Here is a 19,107-nt window from a genome sequence, read left to right as displayed (position 1 = left end):
TTCTGAGTTCGCCGAGTAGACCAGCGGCGGATGCCGGGTATGCCCCTGTGGGGAAGTCCGCAGCAGGGATGCTGCGGTCTAGGCTCCATGGATGGATCTACGCCGACCCCACAGGGGCATACCCGGTAGCCGACGCGGACCAATGCCACTGAGCCTAGTCGAACTCAGAAACCAGCTAACCATTGGCTATGTATTTCTTTGATTAACCACTCTTCCCACTGAGAATCTCCTTGAACAACCCCCAACCATTCCCCTATTCCAACAATCGGTTAATCAGGCTGGACCTGCGGGATGCCAGGTGACAGTCTTGCGTCAAACCTCGGACAGGACTCCCTCTCATGCAATACCTCGAAGAACTGTTGCCCGCAAGCGATGACCATGAGATTCCGGTCAAGGTCTGGCGCCCGCGTGAGCCGAATTCAGTCTTGGTTATTTCCCACGGTATGGCGGAACACGCCAGTCGCTATGCCCCTTTGGCGGAGTGGCTGACGGAGCGCGATGTGGCTGTGGTGGCCGTCGAGCATCGCGGGCACAGTGATCACTGCGACGACAAGGATCTAGGTCATTACGCGGACAGCGACGGCTGGAACATGGTGGTGACGGATCTCGATGATGTGGTGAGCTATGCGAAGTCGCTGGAGCCGGGTCGGCCGGTGACGCTGTTCGGTCACAGTATGGGATCGTTTATCGCCCAGAGTTATGCGCAACGGTTTGGCGATCGATTGGATGCGTTGGTGCTGAGTGCGACCAATCGTATCAATAAGCCGCAGTTGCGGGTGTCCAAATGGATGGTCGATGCGATCAAGGCGGTGCGCGGTCCTCGCCATGTCAGCGATTTGATCGAGGGCATGACGTTCGGTGCCTTCAACAAGCAGTTCAAGCCGAATCGGACCAGTCACGACTGGTTGAGCCGGGATCCGGTCCAGGTGGATGAGTATCTGGAGGACGCCTATTGCGGGTTCGGTTGCACGACGCAGCTGTGGAGCGATTTTATCGGCGGCATGATGACCATCGATCCGACCCGATGGCGCAAGGATTTGCCGGTGCATGTGATGTCCGGCACCGACGATCCGGTCGGGGAGATGGGTAAGGGCATCGCCAAGCACATCGAGGCGATTCGCGCGGCGGGAGTGACCGTCGGATCGACGCGTTTGTTCGAGGGCGGGCGCCACGAACTGGTCAATGAGATCAACGCCTCGGAGGTGTGGGAGCACCTGTTGTCGTGTATCGCCCGACCCGCCTGATCCGTGCGGATCATGCACAGTCTGTTCAGGCGTTATCCCCGCAGTTATCCACAAACCGTTGACGACCACCGGTCACCTTTACATTGGAATTTGGCCTTCCCGGCCACGACGGTGGTCGCGATGAACTATCCTAGGGGCAGTTTATTCACAGCTTCTTGAAGTGCTCCTTGTCGAGCCGGATGCTGTGCGCCTGCTGGTCGACCTTGGCCTTGAGGTAGGCGGCGTTGTGGCGGTTGACGTAGACGCCGGTCTCCATCCGGTCCACCACTTCGATGCCGAATTCCTCCAGTTGGGTCGACTTGTGAGGATTGTTCGATAACAACCGAATGCGAGTGATGCCGAGGCCTTTCAGCATCTCGGCGGCGGGGCGGAAATCGCGCAGGTCGTGAGCGAAGCCGAGCATCTCGTTGGCGGTGTAGGTGTCGATGCCGTTGTCCTGCAGCGCATAGGCATCGAGCTTGTTGTACAGGCCGATGCCGCGCCCTTCCTGGCGCAGATAAAGCAGGATACCGCCCTGCTCCGACAACAGGCGCTGGGCTTCGTGCAGTTGTTCACCACAATCGCAGCGTTGCGAGCCGAACACGTCCCCGGTCAGGCATTCGCTGTGCAGCCGAACCAGCGGGGCGTCCTGGGATTCCGGTTCACCGTACAGAATGGCGATGTGTTCTTTATGATCGCTGAGGTGGTCGAAACTGACGAAGCGGGTGGACACGGCGGCTTCGCCCAGCGGGATCGTGACACTGGCGCGTTGAGTGACTGTCATCTTGGTCTCTGAAAACGGGGTCTGCCTTGGTTAATAAGGCCGGCAGCCCATATTAAAAGGTGATCTGTTCGACGGTTCGACCGGTATTCTCAGCGTCCGGGTCGTGTCCCGCAAGGGGTTGAACCGAGAATGTGTTTTTCCGGTCCAGGTGGACAACCCGGTCGCATCCGGGCGGAGGCATCGAGTACCGAATACAGTGGGGCGTTCGCCGGCTGGCAAGACGCGGCGAACGGAGTAGAGTAAAGACGAGCAAGTAACGATACCGACTGAATGGGGAGGAGCCATCTCATGGCAGTCTTTGCAATCGTAGGGGCCGGCTTGTCGGGCATGACCCTCGCCCGTGAACTGACCGCCGCCGGCCACCATTGTCAGGTGTTCGAGAAGAGCCGCGGCCGCGGCGGTCGCTTGGCCACCCGACGGCGAGAGGGATGGCAGGCGGACCACGGCGCGCAATTCTTCACCGTTCGCGACAACGCCTTTCAGAAGGTGGTCGATGACTGGGAGGCCAACGGTTGGGTTCAGCCCTGGGCGATCGAGCCTCTGGTATACGACCGGGACGGGTTTCACCCGGCCGAGGAAACGTCGATTCGATACGTCGGTACCCCGTCGATGAACGCCATGGTGCTCGGTATGAGCGAAGGCATCGACCTGTTCCTGCAGACACGGGTCGACCGCCTCGAACGGGTCGACCATCAATGGCGGCTCTGGGATGACGCCGGTGAACACTATGGGCAATTCGACGCCGTCTTTCTGACCGCGCCCCTGGCGCAGAGCCTGGCCTTGCTGCCCTCGGGTTCGCGTGCCGAAGTGCCGTTGCGCGGTGCGACCATGCTGCCGACCTGGTCGATGGCACTGGCGTTCGAAGACGACACCGGCATCGAGTCCGACGGCTACTTCGTCCAGGAGGGCGTGATCAACTGGGCGGCGCGCGACAGCAGCAAGCCCGGTCGCGAACCATCGCCCGAAGTCTGGGTCATGCATTTCTCGCCGACCTGGACGGGCAATCACCTCGATGCGCCGGACAGTCTTTTGCAGCAACAGTGTCTGACGTTGTTGCGCAAACTGGCGCCCCGGGACCTGCCGGAATTGGCGGGCAGTTTCAAGCACCGCTGGCTCTACGCCCGGTCGGGCCCGGCCCGGATCGAGATCCCGCAGTGGGATGAACGCCTGCGCATCGGACTGGCGGGTGACTGGATATTGGGCGACCGCCTGGAGGATGCCTGGCAGAGCGCGGTGAATCTGGCTCACGAGGTGATCGAGGTCTGGCAATAGAGGCTGTGAGGGGTGAGGAGCCCGAAACGGGCTCCCCGGTCCGACTGGCTCTCAGAGCGCCAGCAGAAAGAGCGTGGCGGTTAACAGCAAGCCCTGGACAATGCCGACGGCGATGATGCCTTTGGAGTGCGGTTGGCCGGCTGGCCGGCCTTCGGGCATGGGATGCATAAGGCCTCCTTGGTTTGCCTGGCTTCGACATGGATCCTATAGACTAAAGTCGTAGATTGACGCGGTGTCGACTACATAATGCAACACTCCCCGGCTTTTTCATCGCCCGAACCGCCCCCATCCAATGATTCATCGGCCTTTCAGGCCTTTACAAAATGAAACCGTGTTTCCAACCCTACCCCCGATTGAACAGGAAGAGTGATGCAAACCTTAACCGTCGACGTGGTCTCGGATGTCGCCTGCCCCTGGTGCGTCATTGGCTACAAACACCTGGAAGAAGCACTGGCTCGTCTGAACGGCGAACTGGAGGTCGACCTGAGCTGGCATGCCTTCGAATTGCGGCCGGAGTCGCCGCTTGAAGGCGAGAACTGGCGCGAACACATCATGCAGAAATACGGGATGACCCGTGAACAGAGTGAAGCCAGTCGCCAGCGCATCAGCGAGGCCGGTCAGGCTGTGGGTTTCACCTTCAATTTCACCGACGATATGAAGGTACAGAACACCTTCAACTGCCATCGACTCTTGGCCTGGGCAAAGGCCTCGGGCCACCAGACCGACCTAAAGCTGCGGTTGTTCCAGGCCTACTTCACCGACCGGTCCGACGTGAACGACCCGGACGTACTGATGAAAGCGGTCGAAGATGCCGGTCTCGATGGCGAAGAAGCGCGGCGCGTACTGGACAGCGACGACTATGCGGCCGAGGTGCGCGAAGAGGAACAGCATTGGCAGCGGATGGGTGTCCAGTCGGTGCCGACCTTCGTGGTTAATGGCAAGTACGCGATCACCGGCGGTCAACCCACCGAAGTCTTCGAACAAGCATTGCGCGACATTGCCCGGGAGATGAACACGGCCGAGGCGTGATGCCCCGCTGCTGTGATAAACTGCGCCGCCCTCAATCCGACTAAACGAGGTTCGTGATGGGTCTGGTTTACAGCACCGAAACGGGGCGGCATTGCCCGGACTGCGGCGAATTGAAAACCGAATGCCGGTGCAAAACGAAAACCGATACGGTACCTGCGGGTGACGGTATTGTTCGCGTCAGCCGGGAAACCAAAGGCCGCAAGGGCAAGGGCGTGACGCTGGTCACCGGAGTGCCGCTGGCCGAGAAAGAACTGAAGGCGCTGGCCAAGACACTGAAGGCCAAGTGCGGTACCGGGGGTACCGTCAAGGCGGGCGTCATCGAGATTCAGGGTGACCAGCGCGACCTGCTGGTTGCTGAACTGCAAAAACAGGGTTACACGGTCAAGAAAGCCGGTGGCTGAGGAGACAACAATGGACGACAGCACCCGAACCGACATCGAAGCGGCGGCGTTTCGCCGTTTGCTGCAACACCTGGACGAACGCAAGGACGTCCAGAACATCGACATGATGAACCTGGCCGGCTTCTGCCGTAACTGCCTGTCGCGCTGGTACGCCGAGGCCGCCTCCGAACGCGGCATCGAACTCGACAAAGAGTCGGCACGCGAAATCGTCTACGGCATGCCCTACGCCGAGTGGAAAGCCAACTACCAGACCGAAGCCACCGCGGATCAACAAGCCGCCTTTGAACAGCACAAGCATGACTGAACGCACCGATATCAAAAGCCTGGATTTCGACCAGGCCCGACAATGGCTCCAGGCACATTTGCCCAACGCCGAAACCCGGGTGGCCAGCCCGGTTCCACCGAGCCTGGCCGCCGTCGACGGTTTCCTGTTCGCCGTAAGCCAGGCACCGGTTCCGGCCTCGGCGAGTGATTGGGTAGGAGACTTATTGCCCCTGTTCCCCGACGTCGAATCACCGTCTGAAGCGTTGAACGCCTTGCTGTCGTTGCAGCGCCACATCGAACGGCGCTGCGAGAAACAGGACTACCCCGTCCCGAACACCACCGGTATGGACGCCGTCGCCCAGATTCAGCCGGGACAACCGCTGAACGACTGGAGCCTGGGCTTCGAAGCCGGATTCGAGCATGTTCGTGAGCTCTGGCAGAAACTGATTCCGCAGGAACTGAAGTCCGAACTGGACAGCCAATGGTTCGCGCTGACGTTCTTCTCCACACCCGACAAAGCGCGCCAGTTCCTCGCCCAACGTGACACCGACATGCGGCCGGAACAACTGGCCGATCAGGTCCTGGCCCAGTTTCCGAAAGCGGTCGACCTGCACGCCCGACTGTCGATCTCCGTCGGCCAGGTGGCCCAGGCCGCCGTCCGCGAAGCATCGACCTCAACATCCAAAGTCGGTCGCAACGACCCCTGCCCGTGCGGAAGCGGCAAGAAATACAAGCACTGCTGTCTGCAATAAAGAAAGCGGACCGGGAAGAACACCCGGTCCGTTCATCGGAAGAAATCAGAAGCGGTAGGTCAGACTGGAACGGATGGCAAAGACCAACAGATCGGCCGGCTCGCCCTGAACGTCCCAGTACTCCTCATAGCCCGAATTGCTGTGCCAGTCGACCTGGACATCGAACCCGAACTGATCCCAGTTATACCCACCGCCGCCACCGGCGTAGAAACCACTGATGCTGTAATCATCCTCATCAGGACGGCGCAGCGACTCGGCGAAATAACCGGCGGCCACATAATACTTACTGCCATACCGCGCCACACCACGGCCCACCTTGGCACCGATATCCCAGCCCGCCAGATAGATTTCATCATCGCTGTTCACCAGCGATTTGTAATGGTAACTGCCCTGAATGGCGAAGATACCCAGCCCCGCCTCGACATCGATCGACGGACCCATAAAGAGGTTGTACGTCTCCTCCCCATCGTAAATCCAGGTTGTCGCCCGCCCGCCAAGACCAACGGCCAGGCCACCCAGATCCGCCAGGGCTTCGTCACCATGGCAATGGTATTCACCGGTCTCGGCATCATCGTGGCAATCGAACCGGTCAAGGGCACCCGGATCGGCGAGCGTCAGGGGAGCGGTACACGCCATTACGGCGGAGGACAGAAACAAGCGAGGCAAACGGCGCATGGGAAGTCTCCTTATCGCGATTCGGGCAGTGTATCACAGCGATCGAGACCGACCAGTGAACTGGTTTGAATACTCCAGAACTTAGGGTCGGCCGTGAGGCAATGGTCCGCGTCGGCTGCCGGGGATGCCCCTGTGGGGTCGGCGTAGATCCGTCCATGGAGCCTAGACCGCAGCATCCCTGCTGCGGACTTCCCCACAGGGGCATCCCCGGCATCCAACGCTAGTCAACTCAACTAACGAGTAGGTTGAATTAGCGCGTGAGCGCGTAATCCAACATCCAAACCGTGCCCGTAAAGCAGACCGTGCCAACGATAAACCTGTTGGATTACGCCTTCGGCTAATCCAACCTACCGATTGCCACCTAGTCTACATGGATGTATTGAGTGGGCAGCACACCCCGCGACCCCGAATAGGACAACCCGGCCGCCTTCGCGTGTTTTGCCACTTATAGACTCCCCAGATCAAAACTGTGAAACCGGCGAATCAAGTGATCGCGCACCGTCCGCACCCGTTTGGGCAGTTCGGTGCGCTCCGCCCAAACCAGCCAGAGCGACGTATTGGCGATCCGCCAGTCATTGAGCACCTGAATCACCCGCCCTTGCTGCAATGGCTCCCGCAGCACCAGATTCGACAGCCGGGCAATGCCCAACCCCTGCTCGGCGGCCAACAACTGAGCCTGACTGCTGGGCGAAAACCAATTGCCCTCCGGCTGATGCTCGACCGTCTCATTGCCTTTATGGAATCGCCATACCCGGGGCGTACCGCGCAGACAGTTGAAATTCGACAACTCATCCGGGTGCCGGGGAAAGCCCACCTGGTTCAGATAGCGCGGGCTGGCACACAGCATGAACTCCAACTGACCAATGCGCTCGGCCTCCACATGCGGGCCGGGATCGTCGCCGCCGCGAATCACCAGATCGACCGGATCCTGGTTCAGATCCACCCGCTGGCTCGAATACTCAAGATGAATATTCAGTGAAGGATGCTGGGCGGCGACCTCGGTCAACACCCGCGCCACATAGTATTCCCCGATCAAACCGCCGACCGAATTGATCCGTACCGGCCCCGACAGGCGCTCGGACATCAGCTTCAGGCTGACTTCCGCCGATTCCAGCTGGCGAATGCCCGACTGACAGCGCACCCGGAAATGCTCGCCCTCCGGCGTCAACTGCACCACCCGGGTGGTGCGGTGCAGCAGGGTCACGCCCAACCGGTCCTCCAGTTCGGCGACCAACTGGCTGATGCGGCTGCGCGACAGCGACAGGGACTCGGCCGCCCGGGTAAAGCTGCCCGTCTCGCAGACAGCCAGGAAGGCCTGTATTTCGGAAAAACGATCCATTGATTAGCCTGGCTAACGAATATGGTTAATTTTTACAGGATTATCCGGTCTTGAAAAGCGACTAGACTGCCGCCGTCCATTGAATGTGAGTCTGTCGGGAGGAGCTTCGCCATGACCGCAACGATAAAACAACGCCCCCTGGGGACAACCGGGTATTCGGTGTCCGAAATAGGCCTCGGCTGCTGGCAACTGGGCGGCGATTGGGGCGCGCTTCCGGAAGGCCGGGCCGATGCGATTCTGCACTCGGCCGCCGAACACGGCGTCACCTTCTGGGACACCGCCGACGTTTACGGCGGTGGCGAGAGCGAACGGTTAGTGGGTACTTACAATGCCGCCCACCCCGATGAAAAGCGGGTCATCGTGACCAAAGCCGGCCGGACGCCTGAGCTGTACCCGGACGGCTACCGCCGCGATACCCTGAAAGCCGCCATCGAAGCCTCGCGTGAACGACTGCAGGTCGACCGGCTGGATCTGGTTCAACTGCACTGCATCCCGTTCGAGGAAATCCAGCGTGGCCAGGTATTCGAATGGCTGGATGAATTCCGCCAGGACGGGCTGATCAAACACTACGGCGCCAGCGTCGAAACCGTCGAGGAAGCGCTCTACTGCCTGGACCACACCGAGGTCGCCAGCCTGCAATTGATCGTCAACCTGCTGCGCCAGGACATGGCCGAACAGGTTCTGCCGCGAGCGCTGGAGCGTCAGGTCGGCGTCATCGTCCGATTGGGCCTGGCCAGCGGGTTGTTGTCCGGCAAGATGACCAAAGACCGCGCATTCGCCGAAGAGGATCATCGCAACTTCAACCGCGACGGCGACGCCTTCTTTGTCGGCGAGACCTTTGCCGGGCTGCCGTTCGAAACCGGAGTCGACCTGGCCGAAGAGCTGAAACAGTTCTGCCCGCCCGGACTCACCCTGCCGCACCTGGCTCTGCGCTGGCTGCTCGACCAGCCGGCGGTCAGCAGCGTTATCACCGGGGCCAGCCGGCCGGAGCAGATCGCCGATAATGCTACCGTCTCCGCCTTGCCGCCGCTGGAGGCCGAAGTGCATGAGCGGCTGTCCCGCTTTTATCACGACCGGGTTCGTCCGCACATTCGGGGGGCCATCTGATGCACCGTCGTCGATTGGGTAAAACCGACCTCGAAGTCTCCGAAATCGGCTTCGGCGCCTGGCAACTGGGCAACGACGACCAATGGGGCGGCATGAGCACTGAGACCGCCCACCAATTGGTGCGCACCGCGCTCGACCGGGGCTGCAACCTGTTCGACACCGCGCCGAACTACGCCAAAACCCGCAGCGAAAGCCTGCTCGGAGAAAGCCTCACGGGCCATCGCCAGGATGTCGTGCTGGTCAGCAAATTCGGTCATCGACCCGATGGCGAACCCGACTACAGCGTGGATCATTTCTGGCGGAGTCTGCACGACTCTCTGACGCGATTGCAGACCGACTACCTCGACGTCGTGCTGATCCACAGCCCGCCGTTGCACCATCTGAACGGCCGGGACCCGATCTGGGCCGCCATGAAGGAAGCCCAACAACAGGGCAAGGTGCGCCACTACGGCGCCAGCATCGACTACGCTTGCCAGGTTCGGGAGGTGCTCGACACCACCGACGCCCAGGTATTGGAGTTGTTGTTCAATGTGTTGCACCAGGACGTTCGCCTGGCCTTCGACCGCGTTCGCGACAACGACGTCGGCGTCATCACCAAGGTGCCGCTGGACAGCGGTTGGCTGACCGGCAAATACAACGCCCGATCCGTATTCGAGGGCGTGCGCGCACGCTGGAGCCGAGCCGACATCGAGCGCCGGGCCGAACTGGTCGAACAGTTGAACTGGCTGACCGACGGCGGCCGGCCACTGGCCGAGCAAGCACTCGCCTATTTGCTCAGTTACGACGAGGTCAGCTGCGTGATTCCCGGCCTGCGCTCGATGGCGCAGCTGGACACCAACTTCGCCGCCGACGGCCGACGACTCGACCCGGCCGACCGACAACAGCTGGAAGCCTTTTGGGACGGCTTCACCGACGAAGGGCGCCAATTGTTGCCCTGGTAAGGTCCCGATAGGTCTGGCACCGCCCGAAAATTACGCTAAAACGCATCATTACACCGCAAATCACGAGGAAACAGCATGGAATATCGTCGATTGGGAAAATCCGGTTTGAAGGTCTCGGCGCTGTCGCTGGGGTCCTGGGTCACCTTCGGTAAGCAGGTCGACCTGAACGATGCCAAGTCACTGTTGCAGACCGCCTATGACGCCGGCATCAACTTTTTCGACAACGCCGAAGGCTACGAGGCCGGCGAATCCGAGAAGATCATGGGCGACGCCATCAACGCCCTGGGACTGCCGCGGGACACCTTTGCGGTCTCCTCCAAGGTGTTCTGGGGCGGCGACAAACCGACCCAGCTGGGGCTGTCCGCCAAGCACGTACGCGACGCCTGCGACGCGGCCCTGAAACGCCTGAAAGTGGACTATCTGGACCTCTTCTTCTGTCACCGGCCGGACGTCGACACCCCGGTCGAGGAAACGGTCCGCGCCATGCACAACCTGGTGCAGCAGGGTAAGGTGATGTACTGGGGCACGTCGGAGTGGAGCGCCCAGCAGATCACCGAAGCGCACGCCGTGGCCCGCCGCGAACATCTGACCCCGCCGACGATGGAGCAGCCGCAATACAACATGTTCCATCGCGACCGGTTCGAGGCTGAATACCGCCCGCTCTACGAACACTACGGTCTGGGCACAACCATCTGGTCGCCGCTGGCGTCCGGCATTCTGACCGGCAAGTATCTGGACGGCATTCCCGAGGACAGCCGCATGAACCTGCCGGGCTATGAGTGGCTGAAGGATGCGCTGTTGAGCGAGGAAGGTCAGGCCCGTCTGGAGAAGGTGCGTCAGTTGAAGCCGGTCGCGGACGAACTGGACATCAGTCTGACCCATCTGGCCCTGGCCTGGTGCCTGAACAACCCGAACGTCAGCACCGTCATTCTGGGGGCGTCCCGCCTGAGCCAGTTGCAGGACAACCTGCGCACTCTGGACATTCTGGACCGGGTCGATGCGGCTGTCATGGAACGCATCGAGCACATTCTGGGCAATACCCCGACCGGTCCGGAACGTTTTGGGCAGTAGCCTTGGGAGCACTTGGGTGGCCCCAGGCTATCGTGGCTGGGTTTGTTAAAGTGGCAAAAACCCGCACCGGGAGGCGGGGTATGCCCTTCCGGGAACCGCAGTGAATACATCCATGTATGCTTAACTTCGGTCCGGGCTGGCGCACCAGTCCATGCCTCAGATGTCCCCTCCAGGGCATACCCCGCCTCCCGGTGCTGGCATTCGGTGCCACTGTCGACTAGCAGCGGATGCCCGGGATGCTCACCTGAGGATATCTGAGGCATGGATGCCGAAGTTAAGCCCCCATGGATGGGTTCACGGCGGCCTCAGGTGAGCATCTCGGGTAGCCGATGCGAGTTTATGCCACAGTATCAAACCCAGCCAACGCTGAAGAAACCACAGACCACCATTCTCTGCCTCAGACTGCGAACAGGAACTCCGTGAATCTACAATTTTGGTTACAACCGACCATCCTTCGACTGCTGACGCTGTGCCTGCTTCTGGGTACGGCGGGCGCATCGGTATTTCCGGTGCTCAGCACCCATCTGGCCGAAAACCTCGGCATTCAGCCGCTGTGGATCGGTGTCTTCTTCGGCGCCAACACCCTGGCCGGCATTGGCGTCAGCCAATGGTTGGCGAAACGCTCCGACGCCGGCATGAGCCGGATGCGGATTCTGTATGTGGCGATCAGCGTCTCCATGTTGGGGTCGGTCGGACTCGGCTTTATTCAATGGTATCCGGGACTGATGATGGCCGGCATGGTCTGGTTCGGTTTGTCGTCCACGGCTCAGCCGCAGCTCTTCGCCCTGGCGCGGGAACAGGTCGATGACCGCCAGGCGGCCCTGTTCCAGTCGGTGTTGCGGGCGACCATTTCGCTGAGCTGGATCGCCGGGCCGCCGCTGGCGTATCTGTTGTTCGAGCAGATCGGCTTTCGCAACCTGATGCTGATAACCGCGGGCCTGTTCGCGCTCTGCCTGTTGATGCTGCCGGGCTTGAAAGACACCCGGCTGACCCAGTCGGCCCAATCGGTGACGGTGACCGACCCGCGGATTCTCGGTCTGATGGGCGTGATCATCGCGCTGTTCGCCGCCAACTCGATGTACATCGTCTATATGCCGATCTATGTCCGGGAGGTGCTCGGTCTGCTGGGCATTGCCCCCGGCCTGCTGATGGGTCTGGCGGCCGGGCTGGAAATCCCGATCATGATCGGCGGCGGCGCCCGGGCGCATCGCTGGCCGTTGTTCGCGCCGTTGAAAGTGGCGGCGATGTGCGGCGTGGTGTTTTACCTGGGCGTCTGGTGGTTCGACAGTTTCACCGCCATGCTCGTCCTGCAGGTGTTCAACGCTGGCTTGGTGGGACTTGCAGCCGGGCTTGGCATCAGCATTTTCCAGTCGCTGATGAAAGACCGCCTCGGCATGGCCTCCACCCTCTATACCAATGCCATCAAGATCGGCAGCCTGACCGGTTCAGCCCTCGGCGGCGTGATCGCACAGGTCGGCGGGTTCGACTGGGTGTTCCTCAGTTGCGCACTGTTGGCTGTGGTGGCTTTCGGGATGGTGCTCTGGGTCGGCCGGCATCAGGGGCGGACACAAACGACACCTTCAGCTTGAGGTATGGCTCTTGTTCGTGTACCAATGACGTGATGCGATGAACGGAAGGCGGTCACGTCGTTCGGTTCTGCGGTTCGCAGGGTTGTAGAAGTGCTTCTCCCTTGAGGTAGGCCCTCCCCTCCATCGCTCGTCCCCTTAAACCACAACAAGAAAGGTTAAATACTATGTCTCGACTGAAGGCCGTTGCCTTGTGCATGATCAGTGGACTGGTGTTTACAGGATGTAACAGCGAAAGCTCCGACTCAGGATCAGAAGATAATCCAAACCCGCAGATCAAGGATGTTGGCACGCATATCAGAACCAATACTCTGGAATACAGTGCCAATGCCTCTGCGAACTATACGTTATCGACCCAGTACGTCGCCCACTTGTCGGATGACAAAGGGCCTGACGATATTGTTCTGGTGGAAGTGGAATACAGTGATTGTGATTGTTTCGAAATATTGCACGATACTCGGGCGGGAGCGGACAACGATCAGATCGACGAAAACGGTTTGTTGACCACTTCCTATTGGTACAACAGCACCAATCTGCATCATTCGTCCAACCTGACCAATTTTACTTTGCGGGTCGTGGACCGAGACGGGAACGTATCCAGTCGTCAATTCCATGTGACTCTGCCGGAATCGAATGCCTTGGACTCAGCCGATTTTATATATTCCGATTCGTACACCGGCAGTGACAAATCCAGTGGATATGCGGCTCTCAGTGATACAGAATTTGTATCAGGTTCGATTGATACACTGGGTCAAACCATTACGCTGAACTTTAATTTGGATGACACGCGCATCGAATCATTCTATTCCGTGATGTGCGCCCCCGACGCAGACGGTGGCTATGACAACCATGGATCGCATTTTCAGGAAGCGACAGGCACGTTGGTCAACAACGGCAGCAACTCACTGAGTTTGTTGTGGTCGGATGTGGCCTATTCCGATTCTCAGTTCAGTGATTACAATAAGCAGGGTGCTGGCGTCCGTTTCTACGCGTACAGCAAGCCGATCAGTGACAGCGGTCAGCTTGCCGACAGATATATGCTGTCCTCCATTACCGAGTGCATTGAATTGCAACGCAATTAGTCCCATGAACAGGCAATCCCGTCCACACTCCAGATTGACGGGGTTGCCGAGGCCCTTACATGATCAATACCGCTCTGCTCGCCGCTTTTATTCCCACCTTCATCCTGGTCTCCCTGACTCCCGGCATGTGCATGACGCTGTCGATGAGTCTGGGCATCACCATCGGGGTGCGTCGCACCTTCTGGATGATGGCCGGGGAACTGGTTGGTGTGGGTCTGGTCGCTGTCATGGCGGTGATCGGGGTGGCGGCCATCATGCTGGGGTCGCCGATGGTGTTCACGGCTTTCAAATGGGCCGGCGGCGCTTATCTGATGTGGCTGGGCATTCAGATGTGGCAGTCCAAGGGCAAGCTGGCGATTCCCGAAACCGGGGATTCGGCGCATGCCGGTGCCAGCCGCATGCAGTTGGCCGTTCAGGGTTTTGTCACGGCGGTGGCGAACCCCAAGGGCTGGGCCTTTTTCATGGTGTTGTTGCCGCCGTTTCTGGACGACAGCCGGCCGTTGGCGCCGCAGTTGGCGGTGCTGGTGACGGTTCTATTAATGATCGAGTGGTTGTCGCTGATTCTCTACGCCAGCGGGGGCAAGACGTTGAGCCGGATTTTGGCCCGGGGAAGTAATGTCCGCCTGATCAATCGGGTGGCCGGCACCCTGATGATGGCGGTCGGCGTCTGGCTCGCCCTGGGCTGATCAGTCCGAGTCCGATTCCAGCAAAGCCATGAAATCTTCCATCGGCATCGGCCGGCCCAGATAGAACCCCTGCACCTCGTTGATGTTCAATCCCTGCACGAAAGCCAGTTGCTCGGCCGTTTCGATGCCCTCGGCGTTGATCGCGAGTTTCAGGGTCCGGCCGATTTCGGCGGCCGCCTGAACCACAGCCATGGCTGTGGTGTTGTTCAGCATGTCGCGAATGAAGCTCTGGTCGATCTTGATCTTGTCGACCGGGAACTGGGTGAGATAGCTGAGCGATGAATACCCGGTGCCGAAGTCATCCAGCGAGATGGTCACACCGTGACGACGCAGTTCGTTCAGCGAACTGATGACCTTGTCGGTGTTCTCGAACATCACCCGTTCGGTCAATTCCACCGCCATGTTGGCACCCCACAGACGCACGCGGTCCTGCACCGGGGCCAGGAGCTGATCGAAGGTGTCGTAGTTGAAGTGATGCGCCGAGAGGTTGAAGCTCAGTTTAAGGTGGGGGTAATGCTCGGCCAGGCGTTCGCAGCTGTCGGTGACGCGCCGGATAACCCAGGCATCGACGTCGGCGATCAGCCCGCAACGTTCGGCCAGTGGAATGAACTGACCGGGACTGATCATGCCCGTTTCGGTCGGCCAGCGGATCAGGGCTTCGGCGCCGATGATGCGGGTTTGTCGGGTATCGAAAACCGGCTGGAAATAGAGCGTCAGTTCATCCCGTTCCAGGGCTTCGGCCAGTTGTTTTTCCAGCGCCTTCTCGGACTGCAACCGCACCCGCATGGCTTCCTCGTACAACCGGTAACCGGCCCGGCCGCTGCGTTTGCAGCTGTAAAGCGCCAGGTCCGCGGCGCGCATGATGTCCTCGAGCATGGTCTCGGGGTTGTCGAGGTCGAGCTGGGTGCTGCGAACCACACCCAGGCTGGCGGTGACCTTGAGGTGGTTGTCCTGATGGACGAACTCGCGACTGACACGCTGGCACACCTGGATGCAGAAGGTGTTCAGATCGGTGTCGCTCAAGTCGCCGTCGATGACGATGGCGAACTCGTCACCGCCCAGTCGAAACGTCTGGTAGACGGCGTTCAGCGGTTGTTGCAGGCGCTGGGCGATGTCGTTCAGCAAGGCGTCGCCGACCAGGTGGCCGAGGGTGTCATTGATGTCCTTGAAATGGTCCAGGTCGAGGAAGATGACGATGAAATCGTGAAAATGATGCCCGATCCAGTGCTGATAGATGTCTTCCAGGTGAGTCTGGAAGCGACTGCGGTTGGGCAGGCCGGTCAGCGCATCGTGTTCGGCCAGATAGCGGATCTCGTTCTCGGCGGCGACCTGTTCGGTGATGTCCAGGATGGAGCCTTCGATGATCTCCCGGTCGCTGTCCGGACTGCGCACGATCTGGGCGTTGAGCAGTCCCCAGATGTGGTCGCCGTTGCGGCGCTTGAACTGCACCCGCGCATGGGCGATTTTTTTCTGTAACTGGAGTCGGCTGAGCAGACGTTCACGCAACTGGCCGTCGACGTACAAGTCCCGACCGAGATCCTGGTAAAAATCGACACAGGCCTCGGGTGTATCGAAGCCCAGCAAGCCGGCCAGCATCCGGTTGACGCGCAGGAAGCGGCCCTGTCCCGTCGATTGGAACAGACCCGCCTGAGCCGATTCGAACAGGCGCTGGTAGTCTTTTTCCGCTTTAAGGCGCGCCATTTCGGAGTGTTTGAAGGCGGTGACATCCGCCACGGTTCCGATGATGTGCTCCATTTGCCCGTCGCCGTCGTTCACCGAGCGGGCGTTCTGGCGAACCCAGACCGGGGTTCCGTCCTTGCGTCTCATTTCGCACTCGAACCCGACCACTTCCTGATCGCGTCGCAACTGGTCGACGAAACGTCGGCGATCCTCGGCGTAACTGTAGATATCCCGGCTGACTTCGCTGACTTCGTTCTTCATCTCCATGGGCGAGTCGTAACCGAACAGCTGGGCCAGGGAGTGGTTGGCGTAGATCAGTTCGCCGTCGCGGCTGGTCTGGTAAATGCCGTCGACCGAGTACTCGAGGATACGGCGGTAGTTTTCCCGATCCAGCATCGGGTGGCACACCATGACCAGATAATGGTGGCTCGGATCGTTGCTGATTTCCCAGCGCAGGTACTGACCCCTGGCCTCTTTCTCGAGTTCGGCGACCTGCGGACCGGCCAGCCAGGCATCGAACCGTTCGTCGAATTCATCGGGCAGCAGGGGGCGCCAGGAGTCGAAGGCGAGATTCTTGCGGAAATCCTCGGCGGCCTGATTGCTGAAGACCAGGCGTCGGTCGCGGTCGAAGATCAGGGCGTTGAACCGGACCAGCGCCAGGCTGCTTTTGAGGACATCGAGCTGGCGCCATACATGCAGCAATTGCTGTTGTCGGCCAAGCCGCGTCAGGCTGGCCAGCGTACCGGGCACGCAGTCGCTGAAATTGTTTCGGTCGCCGGGGTCGCGGTGATAGCGCTCGAGCCAGCGATCGAACCCCCGCCACTGGCGACGCAAGTCCGCCCCGGTTTCGAGGTCGTGATCGGACAGGACATCGCCGCTGTCTCCCAGATGCAGCAGGCGATAGGAGTTGTCCAGCAGGAGTTTGGCCGTTCCGATGGTGACGTTTTCAGGTTTCGACACGAATGCCTTCAGTCTGTGCCCGGGTCTTCCTATCAGCATAGACCATGGGCGGACAGAAATGCACCAGATTATGAATTGAGCATGGCACGCAGGTTGTCAAAGGTCTGTTTGGCGGGCACGTCCTTGGGGTCTTTTTGTTCCTGGCCTTCCCAGACCAGGTCGTCCGGGGGCAGTTCGTCCAGAAAACGGCTCGGCGTACAGTCGATGATCTCGCCGAACTGCTTGCGCCGGGCGGCGTAGGTCAGCGCCAGGGTGCGTTGGGCCCGGGTGATGCCGACGTACATCAGGCGGCGTTCTTCCTCGATGTCGCCGTTTTCGATGGAGTTGCGGTGCGGCAACAGCTCCTCTTCCAGCCCCATGACGAAGACGTGCGGGAATTCGAGGCCCTTGGAGGCGTGCAGCGTCATCAACTGGACGGCGTCGGAGTCGTCCTCTTCCTCCTGGCGGTCCATGATATCGCGCAACACCAGTTTGCCGATGGCGTCCTGCACCTGGATGTCCGAGTCGTCGTCCTCGTCGCCTTTCTCGAGCATGGCCTTGAGGCCGTCGATCAGGATGTAGACGTTGGCCAGTCGCTTTTCGGCCTGCAGGTCGGAGGTGCTGTCCTGGCGCAACCAGGCTTCGTAATTGATGTCGGTGACGACCTCGCGGATGACCATGACCGGGTCGTCGTCGGTGTGCAGTTTGCGGATGGTACGCTGCAGCCAGTCGGTGAAGCGTTCCAGCCGCTCGGCGGCTCGTTCCTGCAGATGCTGTTTCAGGCCGATTTCCTGGCAGGCCGAACTCAGGCTCACGCCGCGCTGGGCGGCATAGTCGTTCAGTTTCTCCAGCGTCGCCGGGCCGATCTCGCGGCGCGGGGTGTTGATGATGCGCAGGAAGGCAGCGTCGTCGTCCGGGTTCACCAGCAGGCGCAGGTAACTCATGATGTCCTTGATCTCCGCCTTGGCGAAGAAGGAGGTGCCGCCGTTGATCTTGTACGGGATGCGGTTCTGCTGGAGCTTGATTTCCAGGATGCGCGCCTGGTGGTTGCCCCGGTAGAGCACGGCGAAGTCCCGGTATTCGCAACGGCGCACCAGGTGCTGGTGCAGGATTTCGTTGGCGATGCGCTCGGCCTCGGCTTCGTCGTTGGGCGTGCGGATGATGCGGATCGGGTCGCCGAAACCCATTTCGCTCCACAGCGTCTTCTTGAAGACGTGCGGGTTGTTGTCGATGACGGTGTTGGCGGCCTTGAGGATCAGGCTGGTGGAGCGGTAGTTCTGTTCGAGTTTCACCACCTTGAGGCCGGGAAAATCGGTTTGCAGCTGGACCAGGTTTTCCGGCCGGGCGCCGCGCCAGGAGTAGATCGACTGGTCGTCGTCGCCGACCACGGTAAAACGCGGCTGGTCGCCGACCAGCAGTTTCACCAGCAGGTACTGGGAGGTGTTGGTGTCCTGGTATTCGTCGACCAGCAGGTAACGGATGCGCCGTTGCCACTTGGCCAGCACGTCGGGGTGGCGCAGGAAGAGCAGGGCCGGCAGCCGGATCAGGTCGTCGAAGTCGACGGCGTTGTAGGCGCTGAGCATCCGGATGTACTGCTCGTAGATTTCGACGGCGAGGGCGTGGCGGGCGTCTTCCATTTTGCCGCGCAGGTCGTCGGGTTCGGTCAGGTCGTTTTTCCACAGGCTGATCATGTTGCGGAAGTAGTCGACTTCTTCGACGGCGTTCGGCACTTCCCGCAGCACGATGTCTTTGATCAGGGCTTTGGTGTCGTGGTCGTCGAACAGGGTGAAGCCGTTCTTCAGGTTCAGGACCTTGCCGTCCTTGCGCAGGATGTTGAGGCCGAGGTTGTGGAAGGTGGAGACGATGAGGCCGTGGGCGGCGCGGCCCTTGACCAGCTTGCCGACCCGGGCCTTCATTTCACGCGCGGCCTTGTTGGTAAAGGTGACGGCGGCGATGTTGTGGGCCTTGATGCCGCATTCGTTGATCAGGTAGGCGATCTTGCGGGTGATGACAGAGGTTTTGCCACTGCCGGCGCCGGCCAAAACCAACAGGGGACCACTGATGTAGTTGACGGATTCCTGTTGTCGGGGGTTCAGTCGGGACATGGGGTGGCTTCCTCGGATGAGGGCGGATTGTATCAGGCGGGGTCGGGCGGCTAAAGATTGGAACTGTGGTTGGGGCTGTAATTGTGGCTGTGGTCCGTGAGGGGTGGCGGTGTGGGTTTGAGGGGTCGCCGTGAACCCGTCCATGGGGGCTTGGCGGCCGCATCCCTGCGG

General features: G+C 60.3%; 17 protein-coding genes. 12 read left to right on the top strand and 5 right to left on the bottom strand.

Annotated features, from left to right (window positions below; all coding sequences use genetic code 11):
- Positions 1-338 precede the first annotated feature (338 nt).
- On the top strand, positions 339-1,244 hold the full coding sequence (locus IE111_RS06835) for an alpha/beta fold hydrolase (protein ID WP_189607775.1): 906 nt from the start codon (positions 339-341) through the stop codon (positions 1,242-1,244).
- 145 nt (positions 1,245-1,389) lie between these two features.
- On the opposite strand, the gene ribA is transcribed toward IE111_RS06835, so the two are convergent.
- A complete protein-coding gene (ribA, locus tag IE111_RS06830) occupies positions 1,390-2,007 on the bottom strand; it encodes a GTP cyclohydrolase II (protein WP_189607774.1) in 618 nt (205 codons plus the stop codon).
- Between the two features lie 288 nt (positions 2,008-2,295).
- Here ribA and IE111_RS06825 point away from each other — a divergent pair, with 288 nt between their 5' ends.
- The 5 genes from IE111_RS06825 to IE111_RS06805 all read left to right on the top strand — a co-directional run bounded on the left by IE111_RS06825 (position 2,296) and on the right by IE111_RS06805 (position 5,725).
- Positions 2,296-3,279 carry an NAD(P)/FAD-dependent oxidoreductase gene (locus IE111_RS06825; RefSeq protein WP_189607773.1) on the top strand — a complete coding sequence of 328 codons (984 nt, stop codon included), beginning with the start codon at positions 2,296-2,298 and terminating at the stop codon, positions 3,277-3,279.
- Positions 3,280-3,648: 369 nt separating this feature from the next.
- Positions 3,649-4,308 (top strand): DsbA family oxidoreductase, encoded by a 660-nt coding sequence (locus IE111_RS06820; protein WP_189607772.1) that lies wholly within the window; start codon positions 3,649-3,651, stop codon positions 4,306-4,308.
- Between the two features lie 56 nt (positions 4,309-4,364).
- The gene (locus IE111_RS06815) at positions 4,365-4,709 is read left to right on the top strand and encodes a translation initiation factor Sui1 (protein WP_189607771.1); all 345 of its coding nucleotides are present in this window, start codon (positions 4,365-4,367) and stop codon (positions 4,707-4,709) included.
- Positions 4,710-4,719: 10 nt separating this feature from the next.
- Entirely contained in the window at positions 4,720-5,013 is a 294-nt protein-coding gene (locus IE111_RS06810; protein WP_189607770.1) for a DUF1244 domain-containing protein, read from the top strand.
- A complete protein-coding gene (locus IE111_RS06805) occupies positions 5,006-5,725 on the top strand; it encodes a UPF0149 family protein (protein WP_189607769.1) in 720 nt (239 codons plus the stop codon). The genes IE111_RS06810 and IE111_RS06805 overlap by 8 nt, the downstream gene beginning before the upstream one ends.
- Positions 5,726-5,770: 45 nt before the next feature.
- Here IE111_RS06805 and IE111_RS06800 read toward each other — a convergent pair whose 3' ends face one another.
- Positions 5,771-6,400 (bottom strand): hypothetical protein, encoded by a 630-nt coding sequence (locus IE111_RS06800; protein ID WP_189607768.1) that lies wholly within the window; start codon positions 6,398-6,400, stop codon positions 5,771-5,773.
- A gap of 445 nt (positions 6,401-6,845) precedes the next feature.
- A complete protein-coding gene (locus IE111_RS06795; protein ID WP_189607767.1) occupies positions 6,846-7,739 on the bottom strand; it encodes a LysR family transcriptional regulator in 894 nt (297 codons plus the stop codon).
- A 111-nt stretch (positions 7,740-7,850) separates the two neighbouring features.
- Between IE111_RS06795 and IE111_RS06790 the strand changes: the two genes are divergently transcribed.
- The 6 genes from IE111_RS06790 to IE111_RS06765 all read left to right on the top strand — a co-directional run bounded on the left by IE111_RS06790 (position 7,851) and on the right by IE111_RS06765 (position 14,212).
- On the top strand, positions 7,851-8,846 hold the full coding sequence (locus IE111_RS06790) for an aldo/keto reductase (RefSeq protein WP_229805270.1): 996 nt from the start codon (positions 7,851-7,853) through the stop codon (positions 8,844-8,846).
- Positions 8,846-9,787, top strand: a complete 942-nt coding sequence (locus IE111_RS06785) for an aldo/keto reductase (protein ID WP_189607766.1) — start codon at positions 8,846-8,848, stop codon at positions 9,785-9,787. The genes IE111_RS06790 and IE111_RS06785 overlap by 1 nt, the downstream gene beginning before the upstream one ends.
- Positions 9,788-9,862: 75 nt before the next feature.
- Entirely contained in the window at positions 9,863-10,858 is a 996-nt protein-coding gene (locus IE111_RS06780; protein ID WP_189607765.1) for a potassium channel beta subunit family protein, read from the top strand.
- A 419-nt stretch (positions 10,859-11,277) separates the two neighbouring features.
- Complete coding sequence (locus IE111_RS06775; protein WP_189607764.1) at positions 11,278-12,447, top strand: sugar efflux transporter; 1,170 nt, start codon at positions 11,278-11,280, stop codon at positions 12,445-12,447.
- A gap of 164 nt (positions 12,448-12,611) precedes the next feature.
- Entirely contained in the window at positions 12,612-13,526 is a 915-nt protein-coding gene (locus IE111_RS06770; RefSeq protein WP_189607763.1) for a hypothetical protein, read from the top strand.
- 59 nt (positions 13,527-13,585) lie between these two features.
- Positions 13,586-14,212, top strand: a complete 627-nt coding sequence (locus IE111_RS06765) for a LysE family translocator (protein WP_189607762.1) — start codon at positions 13,586-13,588, stop codon at positions 14,210-14,212.
- Here IE111_RS06765 and IE111_RS06760 read toward each other — a convergent pair whose 3' ends face one another.
- Both IE111_RS06760 and rep read right to left on the bottom strand, forming a co-directional pair.
- Positions 14,213-16,852: a sensor domain-containing protein gene (locus IE111_RS06760; RefSeq protein WP_189607761.1), complete on the bottom strand. Its 2,640-nt coding sequence runs from the start codon at positions 16,850-16,852 to the stop codon at positions 14,213-14,215.
- Positions 16,853-16,920: 68 nt separating this feature from the next.
- Complete coding sequence (gene rep, locus IE111_RS06755) at positions 16,921-18,936, bottom strand: DNA helicase Rep (RefSeq protein ID WP_189607760.1); 2,016 nt, start codon at positions 18,934-18,936, stop codon at positions 16,921-16,923.
- Between the last annotated feature and the right edge of the window lie 171 nt (positions 18,937-19,107).

Origin of the sequence: Saccharospirillum salsuginis (assembly GCF_014651855.1) — a bacterium.
Classification (GTDB): domain Bacteria; phylum Pseudomonadota; class Gammaproteobacteria; order Pseudomonadales; family Natronospirillaceae; genus Saccharospirillum; species Saccharospirillum salsuginis.
Note: the sequence above shows the minus strand (reverse complement) of the source record. Positions and strands in the feature narration are given on the sequence as shown.

What these genes read in the sequence shown, in the direction of transcription:
- IE111_RS06835 (WP_189607775.1), top strand. Translation starts at nt 339, where the DNA reads ATGCAATACCTCGAAGAACTGTTGCCCGCAAGCGATGACCATGAGATT.
- ribA (WP_189607774.1), bottom strand. Translation starts at nt 2,007, where the DNA reads ATGACAGTCACTCAACGCGCCAGTGTCACGATCCCGCTGGGCGAAGCC.
- IE111_RS06825 (WP_189607773.1), top strand. Translation starts at nt 2,296, where the DNA reads ATGGCAGTCTTTGCAATCGTAGGGGCCGGCTTGTCGGGCATGACCCTC.
- IE111_RS06820 (WP_189607772.1), top strand. Translation starts at nt 3,649, where the DNA reads ATGCAAACCTTAACCGTCGACGTGGTCTCGGATGTCGCCTGCCCCTGG.
- IE111_RS06815 (WP_189607771.1), top strand. Translation starts at nt 4,365, where the DNA reads ATGGGTCTGGTTTACAGCACCGAAACGGGGCGGCATTGCCCGGACTGC.
- IE111_RS06810 (WP_189607770.1), top strand. Translation starts at nt 4,720, where the DNA reads ATGGACGACAGCACCCGAACCGACATCGAAGCGGCGGCGTTTCGCCGT.
- IE111_RS06805 (WP_189607769.1), top strand. Translation starts at nt 5,006, where the DNA reads ATGACTGAACGCACCGATATCAAAAGCCTGGATTTCGACCAGGCCCGA.
- IE111_RS06800 (WP_189607768.1), bottom strand. Translation starts at nt 6,400, where the DNA reads ATGCGCCGTTTGCCTCGCTTGTTTCTGTCCTCCGCCGTAATGGCGTGT.
- IE111_RS06795 (WP_189607767.1), bottom strand. Translation starts at nt 7,739, where the DNA reads ATGGATCGTTTTTCCGAAATACAGGCCTTCCTGGCTGTCTGCGAGACG.
- IE111_RS06790 (WP_229805270.1), top strand. Translation starts at nt 7,851, where the DNA reads ATGACCGCAACGATAAAACAACGCCCCCTGGGGACAACCGGGTATTCG.
- IE111_RS06785 (WP_189607766.1), top strand. Translation starts at nt 8,846, where the DNA reads ATGCACCGTCGTCGATTGGGTAAAACCGACCTCGAAGTCTCCGAAATC.
- IE111_RS06780 (WP_189607765.1), top strand. Translation starts at nt 9,863, where the DNA reads ATGGAATATCGTCGATTGGGAAAATCCGGTTTGAAGGTCTCGGCGCTG.
- IE111_RS06770 (WP_189607763.1), top strand. Translation starts at nt 12,612, where the DNA reads ATGTCTCGACTGAAGGCCGTTGCCTTGTGCATGATCAGTGGACTGGTG.
- IE111_RS06765 (WP_189607762.1), top strand. Translation starts at nt 13,586, where the DNA reads ATGATCAATACCGCTCTGCTCGCCGCTTTTATTCCCACCTTCATCCTG.
- rep (WP_189607760.1), bottom strand. Translation starts at nt 18,936, where the DNA reads ATGTCCCGACTGAACCCCCGACAACAGGAATCCGTCAACTACATCAGT.